The following is a 22,511-nucleotide window of genomic DNA, read 5'->3' on the forward strand; positions in this document are numbered from 1 at the left end:
GGCCTTTTCTGACGAATGGTTGCTTACTCGCGGAACAGCGCTTCGATATTCAGACCTTGCCCTTGCAGGATTTCACGCAGGCGGCGTAGTCCTTCAACCTGAATCTGACGAACACGTTCACGGGTCAGGCCAATCTCACGGCCGACGTCTTCCAGTGTCGCAGCTTCATACCCCAGTAAACCGAAACGACGTGCCAGCACTTCACGCTGTTTGGCGTTCAGTTCGAACAACCATTTGACGATGCTCTGTTTCATGTCATCGTCCTGCGTGGTGTCTTCCGGGCCGTTGTCTTTTTCATCGGCCAGGATGTCCAGCAGCGCTTTTTCGGAGTCGCCACCCAGCGGGGTGTCAACCGAGGTAATGCGCTCGTTGAGACGCAGCATACGGCTTACGTCATCAACCGGTTTGTCGAGTTGCTCTGCAATCTCTTCCGCACTTGGCTCGTGGTCCAGTTTATGGGACAACTCGCGCGCGGTACGCAGATAAACATTCAACTCTTTGACGATGTGGATCGGCAGTCGAATCGTACGGGTCTGGTTCATAATAGCCCGTTCGATGGTCTGACGAATCCACCAGGTCGCGTAGGTTGAGAAACGGAACCCGCGTTCCGGGTCAAACTTCTCAACTGCGCGGATGAGACCTAAGTTGCCCTCTTCAATCAGATCCAGCAGAGCCAGACCACGATTGCCGTAACGGCGGGCAATTTTCACGACCAGTCGCAGGTTACTTTCGATCATGCGACGACGCGAGGCAACATCACCACGCAAAGCACGACGTGCGAAATAGACTTCTTCTTCGGCCGTTAGCAGTGGGGAGTAACCAATCTCCCCAAGGTAAAGCTGAGTCGCGTCCAGCACACGCTGTGTGGCACCCTGCGATAACAGCTCTTCTTCAGCCAAATCGTTATCACTGGGTTCCTCTTCTACTAAGGCTTTTTCGTCAAAAGCCTCTGCTCCGTTCTCATCAAATTCCGCGTCTTCATTTAAATCATGAACTTTCAGCGTATTCTGACTCATAAGGTGGCTCCTACCCGTGATCCCTGGACGAGACACCCTGGCTGGCATGTCCCATCAATTTATCGCTGCGGTAAATATTGCAGCGGGTTTACGGATTTCCCCTTGTAACGAATTTCAAAATGCAAGCGTGTAGAACTGGTTCCGGTGCTACCCATGGTAGCGATTTTTTGCCCCGCCTTAACTTCTTGTTGTTCCCGGACCAGCATAGTGTCGTTATGGGCGTAGGCACTCAGGTAATCATCATTATGTTTGATGATAATAAGATTACCGTAACCGCGCAGTGCGTTACCGGCATAGACAACGCGCCCGTCTGCGGTCGCGATGATTGCCTGTCCTTTACTGCCTGCGATATCGATCCCTTTGTTGCCCCCCTCTGAGGTAGCGAAGTTCTCGATAATCTTGCCGTCAGTTGGCCAGCGCCAGGTGGTGATTGACGAGCTGGCATTCTGACTGCTTGCAGTCGGTACAGTAGAGCTAACCACAGGTGCCGTAGTCGGTGCTGTGACAACAGTCGCAGTACCTTTATTATTCGGCAACATTTTGTTAGCACTCTGATCACCTGAATCCTCAGAATACGTAATTACAGGTTGTGAAGCAACCACCGTGGTGGTTTTTTGTGCAGGGGTGACGCTGTTATTTTGCGCAGTTACGTCGGCCGCTGAAACGGTGTTGCCTGGCGTAAGCGGTGTCCCCGTCGCGTTGCCAACCTGAAGCGTTTGCCCGACTTCCAGACCATACGGGGCCTGGACGTTGTTTCGCTGTGCCAGATCGCGGAAATCGTTCCCGGTGATCCAGGCAATATAGAACAGCGTATCGCCGCGCTTCACGGTATAGGTGCTGCCGCCGGTATAGCTACCTTTCGGAATGTTCCCATACTTACGGTTATACACTATGCGGCCATTTTCGGTCTGAACAGGCTGATCCACTGGCTGAATCTGCGAAGGCTGCGTAACTGGACGCTGAACCGGCTGGATCTGCGGAGTTTGCTGCGCCGTGGACGTGCCCATTTTAGGCGGAGGGGTAATCAACATTCCGCTGGACGTGTTACCCGAGCCGCTGGTTCCATTGACGGAACTGACGGGCGCAGGTGCATTGTCAGAACTTGTACAGCCTGCCAGCCAGAGCGAAACCAGTGATAATGCCGCAACACGGCTGATGGTGAATTTTGGGCTTCCCGCGCTCATTTATCCCCCAGGAATGTGTTAACTACCAGTGACTTAAAAATAACCGTGATGGCACAAACCTATCGCGCCACACCATACGCTGAATTTGCCTCAATAACCCTGGAAAAATCCGAGTCTCAGGCCAGCTCGCCCTTAACCAGGGGCACAAAGCGCACGGCTTCCACGGTATCGATAATAAACTCGCCGCCGCGTCGACGAACGCGCTTTAAAAGCTGCTGCTCATCGCCGACGGGCAAAACTAGAATGCCGCCCTCGTCCAGCTGCGAGAGAAGTGCAGCGGGAATTTCAGGTGGCGCGGCCGTGACTATTATGGCGTCAAACGGGGCGCGAGCCTGCCAACCCTGCCATCCATCGCCGTGGCGTGTCGATACATTATGTAAATCAAGCTGTTTCAGGCGACGGCGCGCCTGCCACTGCAAGCCTTTAATCCGTTCCACGGAACAGACATGGTGCACAAGGTGGGCCAGGATCGCGGTCTGATACCCTGAACCGGTGCCAATTTCCAGCACCCGGGAGTCTGGCGTTAACTCCAGAAGCTCCGTCATACGCGCCACCATGTAAGGCTGCGAAATCGTCTGGCCTTGCCCGATGGGCAGCGCCACGTTTTCCCACGCTTTGTGTTCAAACGCCTCATCTACAAACTTCTCACGGGGAACCTGGGCAAGCGCATCCAGCACCTGCTCGTTGGCAATCCCCTGTGCGCGTAATTGTTCCAGAAGAGTTTGTACACGTTTACTTACCATTGCGCGTTCACTCCGACCCGATCTAACCAGTCCGACACCACATCATGCGCGCTATAAGCGGTTAAATCTACGTGCAACGGCGTAACGGAAACGTAACCCTCATCCACCGCAGCGAAGTCGGTGTCTGGCCCGGCATCGCATTTATCTCCCGGCGGGCCGATCCAGTACAGGGTATTGCCGCGCGGATCCTGCTGGGGAATAACCTGATCGGCCGGATGGCGACTGCCGCAGCGCGTCACGCGGATCCCTTTGATCTCGTCCAGCGGGAGATCCGGCACGTTAATATTGAGGATACGTCCGGTACGCAGCGGCTCGCGGCCAAGCGCACGGAGAATAGAGCAGGTTACCGTGGCGGCAGTGTCATAGTGGGTGTGGCCGTTTAACGAGACCGCCAGCGCCGGGAACCCCAGGTGACGCCCCTCCATCGCCGCGGCCACGGTGCCGGAGTAAATCACATCATCGCCAAGATTCGGCCCGGCATTGATGCCGGAGACCACAACATCCGGCCGCGGGCGCATCAGCGCATTTACGCCCAGAAACACGCAGTCGGTCGGCGTCCCCATCTGGACGGCAATATCGCCATTCTCAAAGGTAAAGGTGCGAAGTGAAGACTCCAGCGTCAATGAGTTAGACGCGCCACTGCGGTTACGATCGGGAGCCACGACCTGCACATCCGCAAATTCGCGGAGGTGTTTCGCCAGCGTCTGAATACCTGGCGCATGGATCCCGTCATCGTTACTCAGCAATATTCGCATAATCACCCGACGTGTTGATAAGTTCCCTGACAACACTGGTGGCAAAGCTACCTGCCGGCAGCCAGAAGCGTAACTCGACGGTTACGTCATCCCACCAGTTCCAGCTCAGCTGTTGCGGGTAGAGGAGCATCGCACGGCGCGCCGCCTCGACTTTTTCCCGCACCAGCAATGATTGTAATTCTGGCGCATCCGCCACCGCTGACTGCTCAGCGGCCAGCGCCTCGCCCTGAGTTCCCCAGTCGCCTGAGCCCGGCAAGGCGGCGGTAATCATCAGCGCTTTAGCGTCCACGCGCGACTGGGCATCGGCCATCTCATCGGCCGTTGCCATAAACCAGCTTCCGCGTCCCGCTAATTGTAGCGCATCGCCGACAACAACTTGATTCGCGTCCTGTTTTTTCAGCCGTTCGCTCACAATCTGATTAAACAACGCACTGCGGGCCGCCGACAACCAAAAACTGCGTTTATTCCTGTCGCGCACCGGCGCGCTGCTTTGCGCCCAGCGCAGCGCGCCCAGCAGGTTGCTGCCACCAATGCCAAAGCGCTGTGCGCCAAAATAGTTTGGCACGCCGCGTTCGGTAATGGCCTTCAGGCGTTTTTCAACGTCATCGCGGTCGTTCACTTCACGCAGCACCAGCGTGAAATCGTTGCCTTTCAACGCTCCCGGACGCAATTTGCGTTTATGGCGGGCGTACTCCAGTACCTTACAGCCTTCAAGCTCAAATTTGCTTAAATCGGGCATGGCATTGCCGGGCACACGGGCGCAAAGCCACTGTTCAGTCACGGCATGTTTATCTTTTTGACCGGCAAAGCTCACTTCGCGGGCGTGGATTTTGAGGAATTTTGCCAGCGCGTCCGCCACGAAGCGGGTGTTGCAGCCGTTTTTCAGAATGCGCACCAGGATGTGCTCGCCTTCGCCGTCCGGCTCAAAACCCAGATCTTCCACTACCACGAAATCTTCAGGGTTGGCTTTCAGCAGCCCCTTGCCCTGCGGTTTACCGTGCAGATACGTCAGGTTGTCGAAATCCGTCATTTGGCCGCCTTCACCAGCAGCGCCACGGCTTCACAGGCAATGCCTTCGCCACGACCGGTAAAGCCCAGCTTCTCCGTGGTGGTCGCTTTGACGTTGACGTCGTCCATATGGCAGCCCAGATCTTCAGCGATAAACACGCGCATCTGAGGGATGTGCGGCAGCATCTTCGGTGCCTGAGCAATGATCGTCACATCAACGTTGCCTAGGGTGTAGCCTTTGGCCTGAATACGACGCCAGGCTTCGCGCAGCAGTTCGCGGCTGTCTGCGCCTTTAAAAGCAGGATCGGTGTCCGGGAACAGTTTGCCAATGTCGCCCAATGCGGCGGCACCCAGCAGCGCGTCGGTCAGCGCATGCAGCGCCACGTCGCCATCAGAATGCGCCAGCAGACCTTTTTCGTAAGGAATGCGCACGCCGCCAATGATAATTGGGCCAACGCCGCCAAAGGCGTGTACATCAAAACCGTGTCCAATACGCATTATGCCTTCTCCTGAGGGGTCGTACGGGTAAGATAAAATTCCGCGAGCTGTAAGTCTTCCGGGCGCGTCACTTTTATATTATCAGCGCGCCCTTCAACAAGCGTTGGGTGAAAACCGCAATACTCCAGCGCCGAGGCTTCGTCCGTAATGGTCGCACCTTCTTTAAGCGCACGCGTTAAGCAGTCGTGGAGTAATTCGCGGGGAAAAAATTGTGGCGTCAGCGCGTGCCAGAGATCGACGCGCTCGACGGTGTGGGCAATCGCCGGTTTACCCGGTTCGGCACGCTTCATGGTGTCACGCACCGGGGCGGCCAGAATGCCGCCCACGTTACTGGTTTCACTCAGGGCCAGCAGACGTGACAGATCGTCGTGATGCAGACAGGGACGCGCGGCATCGTGCACCAGCACCCACTGCGCGTTCCCGGCAGCCTGAATGCCCGCCAGAACAGAGTCGGCCCGCTCGGCGCCGCCGTCAACAACGGTAATCTGAGGATGATTTGCCAGCGGGAGCTGTGCAAAACGCGCATCGCCGGGGCTGATGGCAATAACCACGCGTTTCACCCGGGCATGCGCCAGCAGCGCTGCCACGGCGTGCTCGAGGATCGTTTTATCGCCAATTGAGAGGTACTGCTTAGGACATTCTGTCTGCATGCGCCGGCCAAAACCTGCGGCCGGCACCACGGCACAGACGTCCGAAAAAGTTGCTGCCATGTCGTAATCCTGGGCCTGATTATCGATTGTTTTGTGCGGAGCCCTGATTGCGTTTAGACGCATCCGGAACCAGGCGATAAAACGTTTCGCCCGGCTTAGTCATACTGAGTTCATTGCGTGCGCGTTCCTCAATCGCCTCCTGGCCGCCATTGAGGTCATCAATTTCAGCAAAAAGTTGATCGTTACGCGCTTTAAGTTTGGCGTTTGTAGCCTGCTGTGCCGCGACGTCATCGCTCACCCGGCTGTAGTCGTGCAGTCCGTTTTTGCCGAACCACAGCGAATATTGCAGCCAGACCAGCAAAGCCAGCAACAGCAGCGTTAGTTTACCCATCCTGCCCCCTGAAAAAACGGCATCATCATCCCATAACTTTCCGCTGGACTCTACTGCGGGGTTTTAATTATGCCGTAAGTTAGCCCATCAGCCATAAAAACAGCAGGCCAAAGATGACCACAACGGTGGCGATAGTGATGAGCGTACTATACAGGAGCTTGCCGTTGAAAAGGGAGTGCAGCGCCACGCCCACAACCACCGCAACGGGCATCAGCGCCAGAAAGAAAGGCCAGGTATAGAGGAAGAAAAAGAGGGTGTTACCACCGTAGATCAAAAACGGGATACCCAGCGCCAGTAGCCACGATACGAAGCCGACTATCGCCCCAGGGAAGGACCAGGTCGTCTCGTCGTCGGTCGTTAACGGTTCCGACCCGGTGGTAATCATGTAGTTTTCACTGTTGCGCATAGCTAATCCTGTGACCGTGACTCATCGCTCGGGAAGACAGCTCCCGAATGATACCGTCTCAGGATCTGATAATATCGTCCCGTCTGAGCAGGTCTAATAATTGGCTTACTAAATTTGTTACCAATTGTTGACCTTCCAGATGAATCTCAGGGGATTCAGGCGCTTCGTAAACCGAGTCAATGCCGGTGAAGTTTCGCAGCTCTCCCGCGCGGGCTTTTTTGTACAGCCCTTTTGGATCGCGCGCTTCGCAGATTGCCAGCGGGGTATCCACAAACACTTCAATAAAGCGATTCTGCCCAACGCGCTCACGCACCATCTGACGTTCGGCGCGGTGCGGTGAGATAAACGCCGTTAGCACCACCAGCCCGGCATCCGCCATCAGGCTGGCGACTTCCCCTACCCGACGAATGTTCTCTTTACGGTCTTCATCGCTGAACCCTAAATCGCTGCACAGGCCGTGACGCACGTTGTCGCCGTCCAGCAGGTAGGTGCTCACCCCCTGCTGATGCAGCGCCTCTTCCAGTGCGCCTGCCACCGTGGATTTACCGGAGCCAGACAGCCCGGTAAACCACAGCACAACCCCACGGTGACCGTGGAGCTGTTCGCGCTGGGCGACGGTGACCGGATGAGGATGCCAGACGACGTTCTCATCATGGGCGGCCATCACTTGCCTCCCAGCAGATCGCGTGCGCCCCAGTGCGGGAAGTGCTTACGCACCAGCGCGTTCAGTTCCAGCTCGAAGGCGCTGAACTCAGACGTCACGCTCGCCTGTGCGTCAGGCTCGCGGACCATGCCGGCACCGACGGTGACGTTGGTCAGGCGGTCAATGAAGATCAGCCCGCCCGTCACCGGATTCTGCTGATACGGATCCAGCACCAGCGGCTCGTCGAAGGTCATATCCACCAGACCGATGCCGTTCAGCGGCAGCTCGCTCACGTCACGGTGGGTCAGGTTGTTGATGTCCACCTGGAACTGAATGCCGTCCACGCGGGCGCGGGTTTTCTTGCCGGCGATTTTAATGTCATAGCTCTGGCCTGCGGTCAGCGGCTGTTCGGCCATCCACACTACATCCACGGATGCGCCCTGCACCGCCGCCAGCGTTTCCTGAGCGTCGACCAGCAGGTCGCCGCGGCTGATATCAATTTCGTCTTTCAGTACCAGGGTTACCGCTTCACCTGCCCCGGCTTCGTCCAGATCGCCATCAAAGGTGACGATACGGGCGATGGTCGATTCCACGCCGGATGGCAGCACCTTGACGCGCTGACCCACCTTCACGGAGCCTGAAGCGAGAGTACCGGAGAAGCCGCGGAAATCGAGGTTCGGACGGTTCACGTACTGCACCGGGAAGCGCATCGGCTGGGTATCGACCACGCGCTGAATTTCAACGGTTTCCAGCACTTCCAGCAGCGTCGGGCCGCTGTACCACGGCATGTTCGCGCTCTGAGAGGCGACGTTATCCCCTTCCAGCGCCGACAGCGGCACAAAGCGAATATCGAGGTTGCCCGGCAGCTGTTCAGCAAAGGTCAGGTAGCTCTGGCGGATCTCGTCGAAACGCGCTTCGCTGTAGTCCACCAGATCCATTTTGTTTACTGCCACCACCAGGTGTTTGATCCCCAGCAGCGTAGAGATAAAGCTGTGACGACGAGTCTGATCCAGCACACCTTTACGGGCGTCGATCAGCAGGATCGCCAGGTCACAGGTGGACGCGCCGGTCGCCATGTTACGGGTGTACTGCTCGTGCCCCGGGGTGTCGGCGATAATAAATTTGCGCTTTTCGGTAGAGAAGTAGCGATAGGCGACATCAATGGTAATGCCCTGCTCGCGCTCCGCCTGCAAGCCGTCCACCAGCAGCGCCAGGTCGAGTTTTTCGCCCTGGGTGCCGTGGCGTTTACTGTCATTGTGCAGGGAAGAGAGCTGATCTTCGTAGATCTGGCGCGTGTCATGCAGCAGACGACCAATCAGGGTACTTTTCCCGTCATCGACGCTGCCGCAGGTCAGGAAACGCAGCAGACTTTTGTACTGTTGGGCGTGCAGATAAGCTTCTACGCCGCCTTCATCGGCAATTTGTTGGGCAATAGTCGTATTCATGGCGGCTCCTTAGAAATAACCCTGACGTTTCTTCAGCTCCATGGAGCCTGCCTGGTCGCGGTCAATCACGCGGCCCTGTCGCTCACTGGTGGTCGACACCAGCATCTCTTCGATGATCTCGGGCAGCGTCTGCGCACTGGATTCCACCGCGCCGGTCAGCGGCCAGCAGCCGAGGGTGCGGAAACGGACCATCTGTTTTTTGATCACTTCGCCCGGCTGTAAATCAATGCGATCGTCGTCGATCATCATCAGCATGCCGTCGCGCTCCAGTACCGGGCGCTCGGCCGCCAGATACAGCGGAACGATCTCAATATTTTCCAGATAGATGTACTGCCAGATATCCAGCTCGGTCCAGTTGGAGAGCGGGAAGACGCGAATGCTTTCGCCCTTGTTGATCTGGCCGTTGTAGTTGTGCCACAGCTCCGGACGCTGGTTTTTCGGGTCCCAGCGGTGGAAGCGGTCGCGGAAGGAGTAGATACGCTCTTTGGCGCGGGATTTCTCTTCGTCACGTCGCGCGCCGCCGAAGGCCGCATCAAAACCGTATTTATTCAGCGCCTGCTTCAGCCCTTCGGTTTTCATGACGTCGGTATGCTTGGCGCTGCCGTGCACGAACGGGTTGATGCCCATCGCCACCCCTTCCGGGTTTTTGTGCACCAGCAACTCGCAGCCGTAGGCTTTGGCGGTACGGTCACGAAACTCGTACATCTCGCGGAATTTCCAGCCGGTATCCACGTGCAGCAGCGGGAACGGCAGCGTACCCGGATAAAACGCTTTACGCGCCAGGTGCAGCATGACGCTGGAATCTTTACCGATGGAGTACATCATCACCGGGTTAGAAAACTCGGCGGCCACTTCGCGGATAATGTGGATACTTTCCGCTTCGAGCTGCCGCAGGTGAGTAAGTCGTTTTTGGTCCATAACCGTTCCTTAAGCCAAATTTATAACAGAAGCGCCAAAGCCTTCTGTGTCGGTTGTGTGTTGGAACCAGGCGAGCGTGCTGTGCAGCTGCACCACTTCTCCCACCACGATCAGGGCGGGCATTGGGGCGTCTTTCGCCAGGGTTGCAAGGTCTTGTAAGGTGCCGATGGCGACATGCTGATCGACGCGTGTCCCGCGGGAGATCACCGCTACTGGCGTCGTCGCATCGCGACCGTGCTGAATAAGCTGTTCGCTGATGTCAGCCGCTTTCATCGTGCCCATATAAATCGCCAGCGTTTGTCGGCTCTGGGCGAGATGCGACCAGTCAAACGGCGTGCTGTCGGCTTTATAGTGCCCGGTCACAAAGGTCACGCTCTGGGCGTAATCGCGATGGGTCAGCGGAATACCGGCGTAGGCCGTGACGGCAGACGCCGCCGTAATGCCGGGAACCACCTGGAACGGGACGCCCGCTTCGGCTGCCGCCTGCAACTCCTCGCCACCACGACCGAAGATAAACGGGTCGCCCCCTTTCAGGCGCACCACGGTCTTGCCCGCTTTCGCAGCGGCAATCAGCATCTGGTTGGTGTCGTGCTGGGGCACGGAGTGCTCGCCGGCACGTTTGCCGACGCAAATTTGCTCCGCGTCACGGCGGATCAGCTCGCGAATACCGTCGGTGACCAGGTGGTCATAGAACACGATATCCGCATCCTGAAGAACCTGGAGGCCACGCAGCGTGAGCAGCCCGGCATCGCCCGGCCCGGCGCCCACCAGAATGATCTCTCCGCCCGTACTGCCGGGGTTATCCAGTTCGTCTTCGAGAATTTGTTGCGCCGCCGTCTCGTTACCGGCCTGCATCAGGCTGGCAAAGCGGCCGCGAAACACACGCTCCCAGAAGCGACGGCGTTCCGTCACGCTGGTCAGACGCGTTTTCAAATGGTTGCGCCAGTAGCTGGCCTTCTGCGCCATGCGTCCGAGGCTGGTCGGCAGCAGCGCTTCGATTTTTTCTCTCAGCACGCGCGCCAGCACCGGGGCGGTGCCGCCGGAGGAGATCGCCACCAGCAGCGGCGAGCGGTCGACAATCGACGGGAAGATAAATGAACATAACGGCTGGTCGTCTACCACGTTCACCAGACGGTGACGGGCCTGAGCTGCGTCGGAGATGCGGCGGTTGAGCGGCCGATCTTCGGTTGCCGCAATCACCAGCACCACGCTGTCGATCTGAGACTCTTCAAAATCCGCCTCTGCAACGATCTGCACCTGCGCCCCGGCGCGTTGCAGGAAGGCGATTTTGCGATCGGCAATTTCACCCGTCCCGACAACCAGTACCGGTCGGTCTTTTAAGGCAGCAAAAAGGGGGAGATAGTCCACAGGCAACAACTCACTAACAACCACGAATAAAGGGACTATAGGGGGCGGCTTAGATCGAATGAAATTACGAATTGGAATGAGTAGTTACTCAATGGAATAACGCCGTGGAAAAGCAAATATCAAAAAGTGCTTAACACGCGAAATTTCGGGCATTTAGGAGCAATTCAAATTGTGTCTACCCGATCACAGTTTCATACTATGCGGGTTAAAATTTTGCTCTGTTTTTAAGGACTCACTATGTTTTCCGCAATGCGCCACCGATTCGTTGCCCTGGCGCTCGGCGTTTGCTTTATCCTTCCGGCTCAGGCAAAAAATCAATCTTACGGTGAAATAGCCAGTATGCAGGCGCGGCATATTGCGACGGTCTTTCCGGGCCGTATGACCGGAACCCCAGCCGAGATGCTCTCAGCAGACTATATCCGTCAGCAATTTGCGGATATGGGCTATGAGAGCGACATTCGCGCTTTCCACAGCCGCTACATCTATACCACACGCAATAAAACGCAAAACTGGCATAACGTAACCGGCAGCACGGTCATTGCGGCGCACGAAGGAAAGGCGGCTGAGCAGATTATTATTATGGCGCACCTTGATACCTACACGCCGTTGAGCGACGCCGATGTCGATAATAACCTCGGCGGGCTGACGCTTCAGGGACTGGATGACAATGCGGCGGGTCTGGGCGTGATGCTTGAGCTGGCCGAACGCCTGAAGAATATTCCGACGAAATACAGCATTCGCTTTGTTGCGACCAGCGGCGAAGAAGAAGGAAAACTCGGCGCTGAGAATCTCCTTAAGCGCATGAGCGCTGAGGAGAAGAAAAATACGTTGCTGGTGATTAACCTCGATAATCTGATCGTGGGGGATAAGCTCTATTTTAATAGCGGACAGAGCACGCCGAGCAGCGTACGTAAACTCACCCGCGACCGCGCGCTGGCGCTTGCCCGCACGCATGGCGTCTATGCCGCGACAAATCCGGGCGGTAACCCGCAGTATCCTAAAGGCACAGGCTGCTGTAATGACGGTGAAGTGTTTGATAAGGCGGGCATTCCGGTGCTTTACGTCGAGGCGACAAACTGGGCGCTGGGCAAAAAAGATGGCTATCAGCAGCGCAGCAAATCGAAAGCCTTTCCGGACGGGACCAGCTGGCATGATGTGCGGCTGGATAATCAGCAGCACATTGATAAAGCGCTGCCGCAGCGGATTGAGCACCGCAGCCGGGATGTCGTGAAGGTGATGCTGCCGCTGGTGAAGGAGCTGGCGAAAGCGGGGAAAGCCTGATGTCGTTAAGCCCGGTGGCGGCTACGCCTTACCGGGCCTACGTTTCGTGCCGTTGTAAACCCGGTAAGGCGTAGCCGCCACCGGGCGAAAAAACATTACCCTTCGTGCAGCCCGCACTCGCGCTTCAGCCCAAAGAATCGCGTCTCTTCTTCCGCCATTCCCGGTTCCCATTTACGCGTGGTATGGGTGTCGCCTACCGACAGGTAGCCTTGATCCCACAGCGGATGGTACTTCAGCCCGTGCTTTTGCAGATACTGGTACACCGTGCGGTTATCCCAGTCGATGATCGGCAGCACTTTGAACACGCCGCGCTGCACCGCCAGCACCGGCAGCGTTGCCCGGCTCCCGGACTGCTCGCGGCGCAGGCCCGCGAACCAGGTCTGAGCGTTCAGCTCTTTCAGCGCCCGGTTCATCGGCTCGACCTTGTTGATCTCATTGTATTTCTCAATGCCCTCAACGCCCTGTTCCCACAGCTTGCCGTAGCGCGCCTCCTGCCAGGCCGCGCTTTCCGTCGCGCGGTAGACTTTGAGGTTCAGCCTGAGCTTATCCGTCAGTTCATCAATAAACTGATAGGTTTCCGGGAACAGATAGCCCGTATCGGTGAGGATCACCGGAATATCCGGACGGATCTGATTCACCAGATGCAGGCTGACCGCCGCCTGAATACCAAAGCTCGACGAGAGCACATAGTCACCCGGCAGGTTTTCCAGCGCCCAGGCCACGCGCCCTTCGGCGTCGAGTTTTTCCAGTTGGGCGTTGATTTCTGCCAGGGCCAGAATGCGTTCGACTTTTGGCAGCTCATTAAGGGCGTTTAGATCGAGTACGGACATAAGAACCTCGTTTGCCTGTTTTGCCGGGCGGCACTGCGTTTGCCCGGCCTACAAAAGCGGTGAAACCGCCGGGATGTTATTCCCAGAAATCCCTTGCGGGATCGAGCACCGGGCGAATGATGCCCGCACGTACCGTAAAGTCGCCGAAGCCTTCATCTGCTTCGCGCTCTTTCGCCCAGCGTCCGATAAGCACGTCGAGGGAATCGAGAATTTCCGGCTCGGTGATGTTCTCGCGGAACATACGCGGAATACGCGTCCCGATACGGTTACCGCCCAGGTGCAGGTTATAGCGACCCGGCGCTTTCCCTACCAGACCGAGTTCGGCCAGCATCGCGCGACCGCAGCCGTTCGGACAGCCCGTCACGCGCATAACAATATGCTCGTCCGGAATACCGTGTTTTTCCAGAATCGCTTCCACTTTATCAGTGAAGGACGGCAGGAAACGTTCCGCTTCGGCCATCGCCAGCGGGCAGGTCGGGAACGACACGCAGGCCATCGAGTTTTCACGCTGCGGTTTAACCGCATTCATCAACCCATGATCGCGCGCCAGCTTCTCGATCTTCGCCTTCTGGCTTTCCGGCACGCCGGCAATAATCAGGTTCTGGTTGGCGGTAATGCGGAACTCGCCTTTATGGATCTTAGCAATTTCCAGCAGACCGGTTTTCAGCGGGCGGCCCGGATAATCCAGAATACGACCGTTTTCAATAAACAGCGTCAGGTGCCATTTATTATCGATACCTTTCACCCAGCCAATGCGATCGCCGCGACCGGTGAATTCGTAAGGGCGGATCGGCTCAAACTTGATCCCCGCGCGACGCTCCACTTCTTCTTTGAACGTCTCGACGCCTACACGCTCCAGGGTGTATTTGGTTTTCGCGTTTTTACGGTCGGTACGGTTGCCCCAGTCGCGCTGGGTAGTAACCACCGCCTCAGCCACGGCCAGCGTGTGCTCCAGCGGCAGGAAGCCGAACTCGCTCGCGGTGCGGGCGTAGGTTTTCTTGTTCCCATGCTCGATGGACAAACCGCCGCCCACCAGCAGGTTAAAGCCGACCAGCTTGCCATTTTCGGCAATCGCCACGAAGTTCATGTCGTTGGCGTGCAGGTCGATATCGTTCTGCGGCGGGATAACCACCGTGGTCTTGAATTTGCGCGGCAGGTAGGTCTGACCGAGGATCGGCTCTTCGTCCGTGGTCGCGACTTTCTCCTGATCGAGCCAGATCTCCGCATAGGCACGCGTGCGTGGCAGCAGGTGCTCGGAGATCTTCTTCGCCCACTCGTACGCTTCGGCGTGCAGCTCGGACTCATACGGGTTCGAGGTGCAAAGCACGTTACGGTTCATGTCGTTGGCGGTCGCCAGCGCGTCCAGCCCCACGGAGTGCAGCATCTGGTGCACCGGCTTGACGTTTTTCTTCAGAATGCCGTGGAACTGGAAGGTCTGACGGTTAGTCAGACGGATGCTGCCGTAAATCGTGTTTTCACCGGCAAACTTGTCGATCGCCTGCCACTGTTTGGTGGTGATGATGCCACCCGGCAGGCGGCAGCGCAGCAGCATCGCATGACGCGGCTCCAGCTTCTGTTCGGCACGTTCGGCGCGGATATCGCGGTCGTCCTGCTGGTACATACCGTGGAAACGGATCAGCAGGAAGTTGTCGCCTTTGAAACCGCCGGTCAGGCCGTCATTTAAATCTTCGGCAATGGTACCGCGCAGGTAGTTGCTCTCTACCTTCATGCGCTCGGCATCAGACAGTTTGCCTTCGACCACCAGTGGGCCAGGATGTTTTTCGCTCATTAGTAGACATCTCGCTGATAACGGCGCTCTACGCGCAGCTCACTTAAAAATTCATCCGCCGTTTCGGCATCCATACCGCCGAATTCGGCAATCACTTCCAGCAGTGCCTGCTCAACGTCTTTCGCCATGCGATTGGCGTCGCCGCAGACATAAATGTGGGCGCCGTCATTGATCCAGCGCCACAGCTCTGCGCCCTGTTCGCGCAGTTTGTCTTGTACGTATACTTTTTCTTTCTGATCGCGGGACCAGGCCAGATCGATGCGGGTCAGCACGCCCTCTTTGACGTAGCGCTGCCATTCAACCTGGTAGAGGAAATCTTCAGTAAAATGCGGGTTGCCGAAGAACAGCCAGTTTTTACCCGGCGCCTCGTCCGCTGCACGCTGCTGCATAAAGGCGCGGAACGGTGCGATGCCGGTGCCCGGGCCAATCATGATCACCGGCGTTTCCGGGTTTGCCGGCAGGCGGAAGTTGTCGTTGTGTTCGATAAAGACGCGCACCTCGCCCTCTTCTTCCACGCGGTCGGCCAGGAAGCCCGACGCCCCGCCCGCCCGCGCGCGGCCTTCGATGTCGTAACGCACCACGCCAACGGTGATGTGGACTTCGTTTTCCACTTCCGCCTGTGAAGAGGCGATGGAGTAAAGACGCGGCGTCAGCGGACGCAGCAGGCCGATCAGCGCGTCGGCATCCAGCTGTGCCGGGGAGAAACGCACCATGTCGACAATCGGCGTCGTCGCGGCGTAATGCTGTAACTTCGTCTTGTCCCCCACCAGCGGCAGAAGGGACTCGCTGCGCGTTAAGGTGGCGTAGTTTTCAACGATATTGGCGGTGTTCACCGTCAGCTCGAAATGCCACTGAAGCGCCTCAGAGAGCGGTAAGGTTTTACCTTCCACCTGGACCGGCTCCGTGCCTTTCAGCCACAGCAGCTCGACCAGCTCTTTCACCAGCGCCGGATCGTTCTGATACCAGACGCCCAGCGCATCGCCAGGCTGATAACGCAGGCCGGAGTCACCGAGATCGATTTCGATATGGCGCACGTCTTTTTCCGAATCACGGCCCGTGATTTTCTGGTTTACCGACAGGCTCGCCGTCAGCGGCGCCTCTTTCGTGTAAGGGCTGGTGTGGATTTCGTTGACGGTGCCCGCTGCGGTAACGGCGGCTTGCGCTGGCGTCTCTTTCGGGACGCGGGCCTTCAGCACCTCAACGATGCGCGTCCGCCATTCGGCGGCGGCGGCCTGGTATTCGACATCAGCGTCTACGCGATCCAGCAGGCGCTCTGCACCCAGCTCCGCCAGCTTGCTGTCGAAGTCTTTACCGGACTGGCAGAAAAATTCATAGGACGTATCACCGAGGCCGAAGACGGCAAAGGCGGTGCCCTCCAGCCTGGGCGCTTTTTTCGAGAACAGGAACTTATGCAGCGCGACGGCTTCTTCCGCAGGCTCACCTTCCCCCTGCGTTGACGCCACCACCACCAACAGTTTTTCTGACGCGATCTGTTTGAATTTATAATCCCCGGCGTTGACCAGGTTGACGTTCAACTTCGCGGCGAGCAGGTCATCACGCAGCGCTTCGGCCACACGACGGGCATTACCCGTTTGCGAAGCGGAGATAAGCGTGATGGCAGGAATTTCAACGGCCGTTGGCGGGACGCCAGCCACAGCACCCGGCTGCTGATTGAGCATTCCCCAGAAATAGCCGGAGACCCAGGCGAGCTGGGTGGGTGAAAAATCGGAAGTCGCGGCCTGGAGGCGCGCCAGTTGCTCCGGGTTAAGGGGAAGCAAATTTGAAGGTGGGGCCTGTGTTGTCATGCGTCGTTATGTTCCAGTAGCAAAGCGGACTTTAAGCGAATAAATCCAAACTGAAGATAAGGTTAACGGCGGGGATAATAACAATTAAAGAAGGGATGGAAATAATAAATAACCAAATGGACTAACCTGTTTTAGTTATCGTTCTTAACGATAAAAGCGATTAAATAACTATCTGAAATAAAACAATAAAGGCCGATAAACACCATGAATACGAGGCGGTGACCGTTCAAAGCCGTTTTAGTTAATGATAAAAATTGTGCTTTCCGGTACTATGCGGCGGTTTTTTCCGCATTCCTGAGAGCTATGATGTCCACCACACTGTTTAAAGATTTCACCTTCGAAGCCGCACACCACCTTCCACACGTTCCTGCCGGGCACAAATGTGGCCGCCTGCATGGACACTCGTTTATGGTGCGTCTTGAAATCACCGGTGAAGTCGATCCCCATACGGGCTGGATCATGGACTTTGCCGAACTGAAGGCTGCGTTTAAGCCGACCTACGATCGTCTCGATCACTACTACCTGAATGATATTCCGGGCCTTGAAAACCCGACCAGCGAAGTGCTGGCGAAATGGATTTGGGATCAGATGAAACCGCTGGTGCCGCTGCTGAGCGCGGTGATGATCAAAGAGACCTGCACGGCAGGCTGCGTCTACCGCGGGGAGTGAATCTCCTCCGTTGCGGCCTCACGAGGCACGAGCGGCGTAAACTCGTAGAGCACCAGCGCATTACTCTCCAGTGATTCACTCAGTTGCCAGCCGTCATAAAGGCGTTCATCGCGTACGGAAAGCGTTGGACGCGCTTTATGCGCTATCCAGCGCCACATCTCTTCATCAGGGCCGCTTTCGCTGCCAACCCCTTCAAGTAACGGATAGAGCGCGCCGTTGTGCTGATCAAACAGATGACATTTAATTCGCCATTTACCGCACATTCCCTTCAGGTGTAAATGATACTGCTGGCGAAAACGCTGGATGAATGCTTCTTCACTGGAAAGCAGCGGATTAAAAACCACCACATTACGCAGCAACAGCTGATAACCATTGAGATGGCGCGTAAGCAGGACACGCTTATCATTGACCAGCACCTCGCCCCGCAGACGTTGCCAGAGCCAGAGTACCCAATAAACCGGACGCGGCAGACCATGGTTATACTGTAGCGCCAGGCTTGAGGTATCGATGGTGTTGTTTGCACGGGCTTCTCCCTGAAGGCCCGAATTGAGCCAGAATCCCGCCAGCCAGACCTGCTCCGAAAGTCCGAGCAGGTTCTGCATCAGCAACGCCCCACGAAAAAACCAGCCGTTTGTCGCCCGCGTGTTGCCGGTGAGGGTATTCCAGGAGAGAAGCCAGACGGGAAGCGAACATTTACGCAAGCGAAGGGCAGCGAGGATCTGGCGGACCTTCAGTATCGGATAATTTTCCGTTGAGGAGAGAGGGGTTGCCCCCAGTTGCGCGGGATCGAGAAGCTCATTGGCATCGGCCGAACAGGCAAGAAAATCGGCCTGCATCAGGATGGCTGAACTGAACAGGGTATCGTCGCTTACGCCCGCGCTGACGGGGGCAAATCGGTGCCATAAACCAAACTTTGCCTGCGGAAGATAAGTTCGTATTGCCTTTTGCTGGGCCAGCCAGACCTGCTCCCGGGTCTCCTCACTTGCCTGTGTTGACCAGTGCATGACGAAGTGCCAGCCCGCGGTGATCTCTGGCGAAAAATGATTAACCGACTGTTGTAAAAAACGGGTCAGAAGATCGCGACGGGTCGTTACGCCGGTGTGCAGTAGCACCGTCCACTGCTTTTTTGCCAGCCAGGTGAAGAGCTGATGCAGATTGTACCAGCAGGCGTAGCCCGCCATCTGGGGGTCATCCCACCCGGTGGCAAACAGACGACTGCTGAGAAAAGGTTCGGCGATATCAATTCCCTCAATGGGAATGGCCTCATTTATCGCCTCCAGATTTTGTCGAACGTCCTCACGCAGCAAATCGTCGAGCTCACGCAGGGTAATGACCACCCGCATACGGCGCAGCGAGGCAGAAAGAGGATTGAGCTGCTCAAGATCCAGGCTCTGCTCCTGCTGCGGATGAACGATGAGCGGCGAGGCTCCCCAACCGCGCGCCACCGGTTCATTGAGCAGGCTAAACAGCTTGTCCACGGCGACCGGATAGCGCTGCTCACGCCTGTCCGTCCGAATACGTGCCGCCTCCGGGTGCTGGCGCCGGGCCTTACGAAACTCACCCGGAGACATATTGTGAACACGCCTGAACCGATCGCTCATCATACGCGTGCTGGCGAAACCCTGCTCAAGCGCAATCTGGTGCAGCGGTCGGTTCGTCAGCCTGAGAGCGTCGGCCGCCTTTTCCAGCCGCAGGTGGGTGATGTACTGCATGAAACTGATCCCCACCTCCTTGCGAAAGAGACGAGAGAGCCAGGCTTCAGAGACATATTCACTCGCGGCGATTTCCGCAAGCGTAATACGGCGGGAATAACTGGCATTGATCCGCTCTATCACCCGGGCGATGCGTTTGCTGTGCGCTGAGGAAAGTTCCCGGGACAGCATACGGGCAGGCTGTTGAAAGCGGCTGGTCAGCAACAGCAATATCTCGCTCAGCCAGCGGTACGCCTCCAGCCGGTAGCGGTGCGGGTCGTTGATGAGGGTGACCACAAGAAGCTGGCGCAGCAGATCGCGAAGCGCATCGCATTGGGGCCAGACGCCTCCGGCTTCTGCCGGTACAGCATAATCATGGGCAAAAAAATCATTGCAGAGCTGGACGACCCAGCGCCCGGAAAGGGTTACGCGCAGAGTGACATTTGCCGTTTCGCTCGTGAACTGCCAGCGCCGATGACGGTTGATGATAGCAAGGGTATTGGCCTCCAGGATGTCACGTCCCACATCGGTGTTCAGCTCTGCCCGCCCTTCCAGCACCCAGAGCAACGTTAGCGTATCGCCTTCATCCTCCACGCAGTGGCGAATGTCCTGAATCTCTATCCAAAACTCATCTCCCCGTTGCGCCATCTTACCCCTCACCAAAGACAAAAAATGACCTGATCTTTTTTGTCATAACTGAATTGTATGAAAAACAATCAAAATAAAGCCGTCGCTTTACAACAAAAAAATGCATTTTCAGGCGGGACGATCGTCATAGACTCGAAATTATCATCGTTTGGCAGAAAAAGGATAACAAAAATGACACATCCCATTATCGAAGCTCTGCGTGGCAACGAAGCCCGGTTCACTGAATTACGTCACTATTTTCATCAGCATCCTGAAATTGGTTTTGAGGAGCACAACACGAGCGATCGCGTTGCAGCGCTGCTTCAGGAATGGGGATATGAGGTTCATCGCGGCCTGGCGAAAACCGGTGTGGTCGGCACACTGAAGGTGGGTAACGGGCATAAGCGCCTGGGCCTGCGCGCCGATATGGATGCGCTGCCAATGCAGGAAAACAACGGCAAGGCGTGGAGCAGTACCGTTGAGGGTAAATTCCACGGCTGCGGTCATGACGGCCACACCACAACGCTCCTGTATGCAGCGGAGTACCTGGCACGCACCCGTAATTTTAACGGCACGCTGCACCTTATTTTTCAGCCCGCGGAAGAACTTCTGTATGGCGGACGCGTTATGGTAGAGGACGGTTTGTTTGACCTGTTCCCCTGCGACCACATCTTTGGTCTACACAATATGCCGTCACAGCCCCTCGGAAAAATTGGTCTGCGCGATGGCGCCATGATGGCCTCTTCCGACACCCTTCATATTGAGGTTAACGGCGTGGGTGGTCACGGCGCGGTGCCAGAACATACCGTTGACGCCACCCTGGTTGCCTGTCATATCACTATCGCGTTGCAGTCCATTGTTTCGCGCAACATTACCCCCTTCCAGCCAGCCATCGTTACCGTAGGCAGCATTCAGGCCGGGCACGCCCCTAACATTATCAACGACAAAGTGTTGATGAAACTTACCGTACGCACGCTGGATGAACGCGTGCGGCAAACCGTGCTACAGCGTATCCATGATATCGCCGTTGCACAGGCGGAAAGTTTCAATGCGACGGCCACCATTCGACACATTAACGGCAGCCCGGTGCTGAAAAACAATCCGCAAGCCAACGAGATGGTGCGCAGCGTCGCCACCGATCTGTTCGGTCAGGATGCCGTCGCGGAGGTCAATGCGTTTATGGGCAGCGAGGACTTTGCTTTCATGCTCGAGAAAAATCCCAATGGATGCTATTTCACGCTTGGCGCCGGGGATGAGCCTGACCGCTGCATGGTACATAACCCGGGCTACGACTTTAACGACAACATTCTCCTCACCGGCGCGGCGCTGTGGGCCGCACTGACCGAACACTATCTGCGCTGATTCGCACCTTCCCGGGAGGGCTGCACTATGAGTACCGTTTCCCTGACAGGCGCATCCGCCTACGCCGGTAACGATCGGCTGCTGGCGGGTATCGTCATGAGCGTTCTGACATTCTGGCTGTTTGCCCAGTCGGTTATCAACGTGGTTCCGGCCATGCAGAATAGCCTCGATATTGCCCTCGAAACCCTTACGCTGGCCGTCAGCCTGAGCGCGTTGTTCAGCGGCTGTTTTGTCGTCGCCTGCGGTGGGTTTGCCGATAAGTATGGGCGCATGCGCCTGACCATGATTGGCCTGATCCTGAGCATGATCGGGAGTGGTCTGCTGTTCATTTCATGGGAGCCCGTCCTGTTTCTGTTGGGACGAGCGATACAGGGGCTATCAGCGGCCTGCATTATGCCCGCCACGCTGGCGCTGATTAAAACCTGGTATGAAGGTAAAGCACGCCAGCGCGCAATTAGTTTCTGGGTTATCGGTTCATGGGGCGGGAGTGGCCTGAGCTCGTTTGTGGGAGGCGCCATCGCCACCACGCTGGGCTGGCGCTGGATTTTTATTCTGTCGATGGTGGTGGCTCTGGTCGCGCTATTGCTTATCCGCGCCACGCCGGAAAGCCGCAGCCCTGATGCGTGTCGACACAAACTGGATATCAGCGGCCTGGTGAGTTTTGTCCTTATGCTGGTGCTGTTCAATCTGTTTATCAGCAAAGGACACAGCTGGGGCTGGAGCAGCAGTTTATCGCTTCTTGTACTGTGTGGAGCCGTGATTGCACTGATGTGCTTTATCGTTACCGGGCGGCGGAAAGGCGATGCGGCGCTGATCGATTTCGCCCTGTTTAAAAACCGGGCCTATAGCGCCTCGGTATTCTCAAATTTCCTGCTCAACGGCTGCATTGGCACCATGATGATCGCCAGCATCTGGTTGCAGCAGGGCCATCATCTGTCACCGCTACAGACCGGCATGATGACGCTGGGGTATCTGGTTACCGTACTGGCGATGATCCGGGTGGGTGAAAAACTGCTTCAGCGCTATGGCGCCAGGCTGCCGATGATGACCGGCCCGCTGCTGACCGCAACAGGTATTTCGCTGATTTCATGCACCTTCTTAAGCAAAGAGGTCTACATTGTTACCGTTTTTCTGAGCAATATTTTATTTGGGCTGGGGCTCGGATGTTACGCCACGCCCTCAACGGACACGGCGGTAATGAATGCCCCTGAAAACAAAGTGGGGGTGGCTTCTGGGATCTATAAGATGGGCAGTTCCCTGGGCGGCGCAATGGGTATCGCGGTCACCGCATCGCTGTACGCGCTATGGCTGCCGATGGGAACGGCCAGTGCCGCGCAGTATGCCTTGCTTTTCAACAGTGCGATTTGCCTTGGGTCGGCAGTCGTGACCTGGGCTTTACTGCCAACAACAAAAGCCCCGCGTTAAGCGGGGC

General features: G+C 56.8%; 22 protein-coding genes. 5 read left to right on the forward strand and 17 right to left on the reverse strand.

Features of this window, described 5'->3' with window-relative positions:
• Positions 1–23: 23 nt before the first annotated feature.
• Positions 24–1,016, reverse strand: coding sequence for an RNA polymerase sigma factor RpoS (rpoS, locus tag ACJTMZ_RS09505; RefSeq protein ID WP_013098493.1), 993 nt, complete (start codon positions 1,014–1,016; stop codon positions 24–26).
• A gap of 59 nt (positions 1,017–1,075) precedes the next feature.
• Complete coding sequence (gene nlpD / locus ACJTMZ_RS09510) at positions 1,076–2,149, reverse strand: murein hydrolase activator NlpD (RefSeq protein ID WP_223864621.1); 1,074 nt, start codon at positions 2,147–2,149, stop codon at positions 1,076–1,078.
• On the opposite strand from nlpD, the gene ACJTMZ_RS09515 reads away from it, so the two are divergent.
• Positions 2,082–2,222 carry a peptidase gene (locus ACJTMZ_RS09515; RefSeq protein WP_223230135.1) on the forward strand — a complete coding sequence of 47 codons (141 nt, stop codon included), beginning with the start codon at positions 2,082–2,084 and terminating at the stop codon, positions 2,220–2,222. The genes nlpD and ACJTMZ_RS09515 overlap by 68 nt on opposite strands.
• A 94-nt stretch (positions 2,223–2,316) precedes the next feature.
• Here ACJTMZ_RS09515 and ACJTMZ_RS09520 read toward each other — a convergent pair whose 3' ends face one another.
• From ACJTMZ_RS09520 to cysG, 11 genes are all read right to left on the reverse strand, one after another.
• Positions 2,317–2,943 carry a protein-L-isoaspartate(D-aspartate) O-methyltransferase gene (locus ACJTMZ_RS09520; RefSeq protein ID WP_015571709.1) on the reverse strand — a complete coding sequence of 209 codons (627 nt, stop codon included), beginning with the start codon at positions 2,941–2,943 and terminating at the stop codon, positions 2,317–2,319.
• Complete coding sequence (gene surE, locus ACJTMZ_RS09525) at positions 2,937–3,698, reverse strand: 5'/3'-nucleotidase SurE (RefSeq protein ID WP_033487588.1); 762 nt, start codon at positions 3,696–3,698, stop codon at positions 2,937–2,939. The genes ACJTMZ_RS09520 and surE overlap by 7 nt, the downstream gene beginning before the upstream one ends.
• A complete protein-coding gene (gene truD / locus ACJTMZ_RS09530; protein WP_045338393.1) occupies positions 3,679–4,728 on the reverse strand; it encodes a tRNA pseudouridine(13) synthase TruD in 1,050 nt (349 codons plus the stop codon). Before truD ends, surE begins: the two co-directional genes overlap by 20 nt.
• Positions 4,725–5,204 (reverse strand): 2-C-methyl-D-erythritol 2,4-cyclodiphosphate synthase, encoded by a 480-nt coding sequence (ispF, locus tag ACJTMZ_RS09535; protein ID WP_003862097.1) that lies wholly within the window; start codon positions 5,202–5,204, stop codon positions 4,725–4,727. Before ispF ends, truD begins: the two co-directional genes overlap by 4 nt.
• On the reverse strand, positions 5,204–5,914 hold the full coding sequence (ispD, locus tag ACJTMZ_RS09540) for a 2-C-methyl-D-erythritol 4-phosphate cytidylyltransferase (protein ID WP_017692759.1): 711 nt from the start codon (positions 5,912–5,914) through the stop codon (positions 5,204–5,206). Before ispD ends, ispF begins: the two co-directional genes overlap by 1 nt.
• 19 nt (positions 5,915–5,933) lie before the next feature.
• Positions 5,934–6,245 carry a cell division protein FtsB gene (ftsB, locus tag ACJTMZ_RS09545; RefSeq protein ID WP_003862095.1) on the reverse strand — a complete coding sequence of 104 codons (312 nt, stop codon included), beginning with the start codon at positions 6,243–6,245 and terminating at the stop codon, positions 5,934–5,936.
• Between the two features lie 79 nt (positions 6,246–6,324).
• Complete coding sequence (locus ACJTMZ_RS09550) at positions 6,325–6,651, reverse strand: DUF3561 family protein (RefSeq protein WP_006811767.1); 327 nt, start codon at positions 6,649–6,651, stop codon at positions 6,325–6,327.
• Between the two features lie 58 nt (positions 6,652–6,709).
• The gene (gene cysC, locus ACJTMZ_RS09555) at positions 6,710–7,315 is read right to left on the reverse strand and encodes an adenylyl-sulfate kinase (RefSeq protein WP_015571713.1); all 606 of its coding nucleotides are present in this window, start codon (positions 7,313–7,315) and stop codon (positions 6,710–6,712) included.
• Positions 7,315–8,739: a sulfate adenylyltransferase subunit CysN gene (cysN, locus tag ACJTMZ_RS09560; protein ID WP_015571714.1), complete on the reverse strand. Its 1,425-nt coding sequence runs from the start codon at positions 8,737–8,739 to the stop codon at positions 7,315–7,317. Before cysN ends, cysC begins: the two co-directional genes overlap by 1 nt.
• A 9-nt stretch (positions 8,740–8,748) precedes the next feature.
• On the reverse strand, positions 8,749–9,657 hold the full coding sequence (cysD, locus tag ACJTMZ_RS09565; protein WP_252010967.1) for a sulfate adenylyltransferase subunit CysD: 909 nt from the start codon (positions 9,655–9,657) through the stop codon (positions 8,749–8,751).
• Positions 9,658–9,666: 9 nt separating this feature from the next.
• Positions 9,667–11,025 carry a siroheme synthase CysG gene (gene cysG, locus ACJTMZ_RS09570; RefSeq protein ID WP_252010968.1) on the reverse strand — a complete coding sequence of 453 codons (1,359 nt, stop codon included), beginning with the start codon at positions 11,023–11,025 and terminating at the stop codon, positions 9,667–9,669.
• Between the two features lie 237 nt (positions 11,026–11,262).
• On the opposite strand from cysG, the gene ACJTMZ_RS09575 reads away from it, so the two are divergent.
• Positions 11,263–12,306: an aminopeptidase gene (locus tag ACJTMZ_RS09575; RefSeq protein WP_015571715.1), complete on the forward strand. Its 1,044-nt coding sequence runs from the start codon at positions 11,263–11,265 to the stop codon at positions 12,304–12,306.
• A 95-nt stretch (positions 12,307–12,401) separates the two neighbouring features.
• Here the strand turns inward: ACJTMZ_RS09575 and cysH are convergent, their stop codons facing one another.
• The 3 genes from cysH to cysJ form a co-directional block, all read right to left on the reverse strand.
• A complete protein-coding gene (cysH, locus tag ACJTMZ_RS09580; RefSeq protein ID WP_063132975.1) occupies positions 12,402–13,136 on the reverse strand; it encodes a phosphoadenosine phosphosulfate reductase in 735 nt (244 codons plus the stop codon).
• A 76-nt stretch (positions 13,137–13,212) separates the two neighbouring features.
• Positions 13,213–14,925, reverse strand: a complete 1,713-nt coding sequence (gene cysI / locus ACJTMZ_RS09585; RefSeq protein WP_049133111.1) for an assimilatory sulfite reductase (NADPH) hemoprotein subunit — start codon at positions 14,923–14,925, stop codon at positions 13,213–13,215.
• On the reverse strand, positions 14,925–16,730 hold the full coding sequence (gene cysJ / locus ACJTMZ_RS09590; protein ID WP_045141984.1) for an NADPH-dependent assimilatory sulfite reductase flavoprotein subunit: 1,806 nt from the start codon (positions 16,728–16,730) through the stop codon (positions 14,925–14,927). Before cysJ ends, cysI begins: the two co-directional genes overlap by 1 nt.
• Positions 16,731–17,033: 303 nt before the next feature.
• On the opposite strand from cysJ, the gene queD reads away from it, so the two are divergent.
• Positions 17,034–17,399 carry a 6-carboxytetrahydropterin synthase QueD gene (gene queD, locus ACJTMZ_RS09595; RefSeq protein WP_006811776.1) on the forward strand — a complete coding sequence of 122 codons (366 nt, stop codon included), beginning with the start codon at positions 17,034–17,036 and terminating at the stop codon, positions 17,397–17,399.
• Here queD and ACJTMZ_RS09600 read toward each other — a convergent pair.
• Positions 17,384–19,738: a helix-turn-helix domain-containing protein gene (locus ACJTMZ_RS09600; RefSeq protein WP_032654822.1), complete on the reverse strand. Its 2,355-nt coding sequence runs from the start codon at positions 19,736–19,738 to the stop codon at positions 17,384–17,386. The two genes, queD and ACJTMZ_RS09600, sit on opposite strands and share 16 nt — an antisense overlap.
• A gap of 171 nt (positions 19,739–19,909) precedes the next feature.
• On the opposite strand from ACJTMZ_RS09600, the gene ACJTMZ_RS09605 reads away from it, so the two are divergent.
• Together ACJTMZ_RS09605 and ACJTMZ_RS09610 are read left to right on the forward strand one after the other, a co-directional pair.
• Positions 19,910–21,079, forward strand: coding sequence for an amidohydrolase (locus ACJTMZ_RS09605; RefSeq protein WP_252010969.1), 1,170 nt, complete (start codon positions 19,910–19,912; stop codon positions 21,077–21,079).
• Positions 21,080–21,106: 27 nt separating this feature from the next.
• On the forward strand, positions 21,107–22,504 hold the full coding sequence (locus tag ACJTMZ_RS09610; protein ID WP_045331240.1) for an MFS transporter: 1,398 nt from the start codon (positions 21,107–21,109) through the stop codon (positions 22,502–22,504).
• The last annotated feature ends 7 nt before the right edge of the window (positions 22,505–22,511 follow it).

The sequence above is a fragment of the Enterobacter sp. DN genome (genome assembly GCF_046054285.1).
Lineage (GTDB): Bacteria > Pseudomonadota > Gammaproteobacteria > Enterobacterales > Enterobacteriaceae > Enterobacter > Enterobacter hormaechei_C.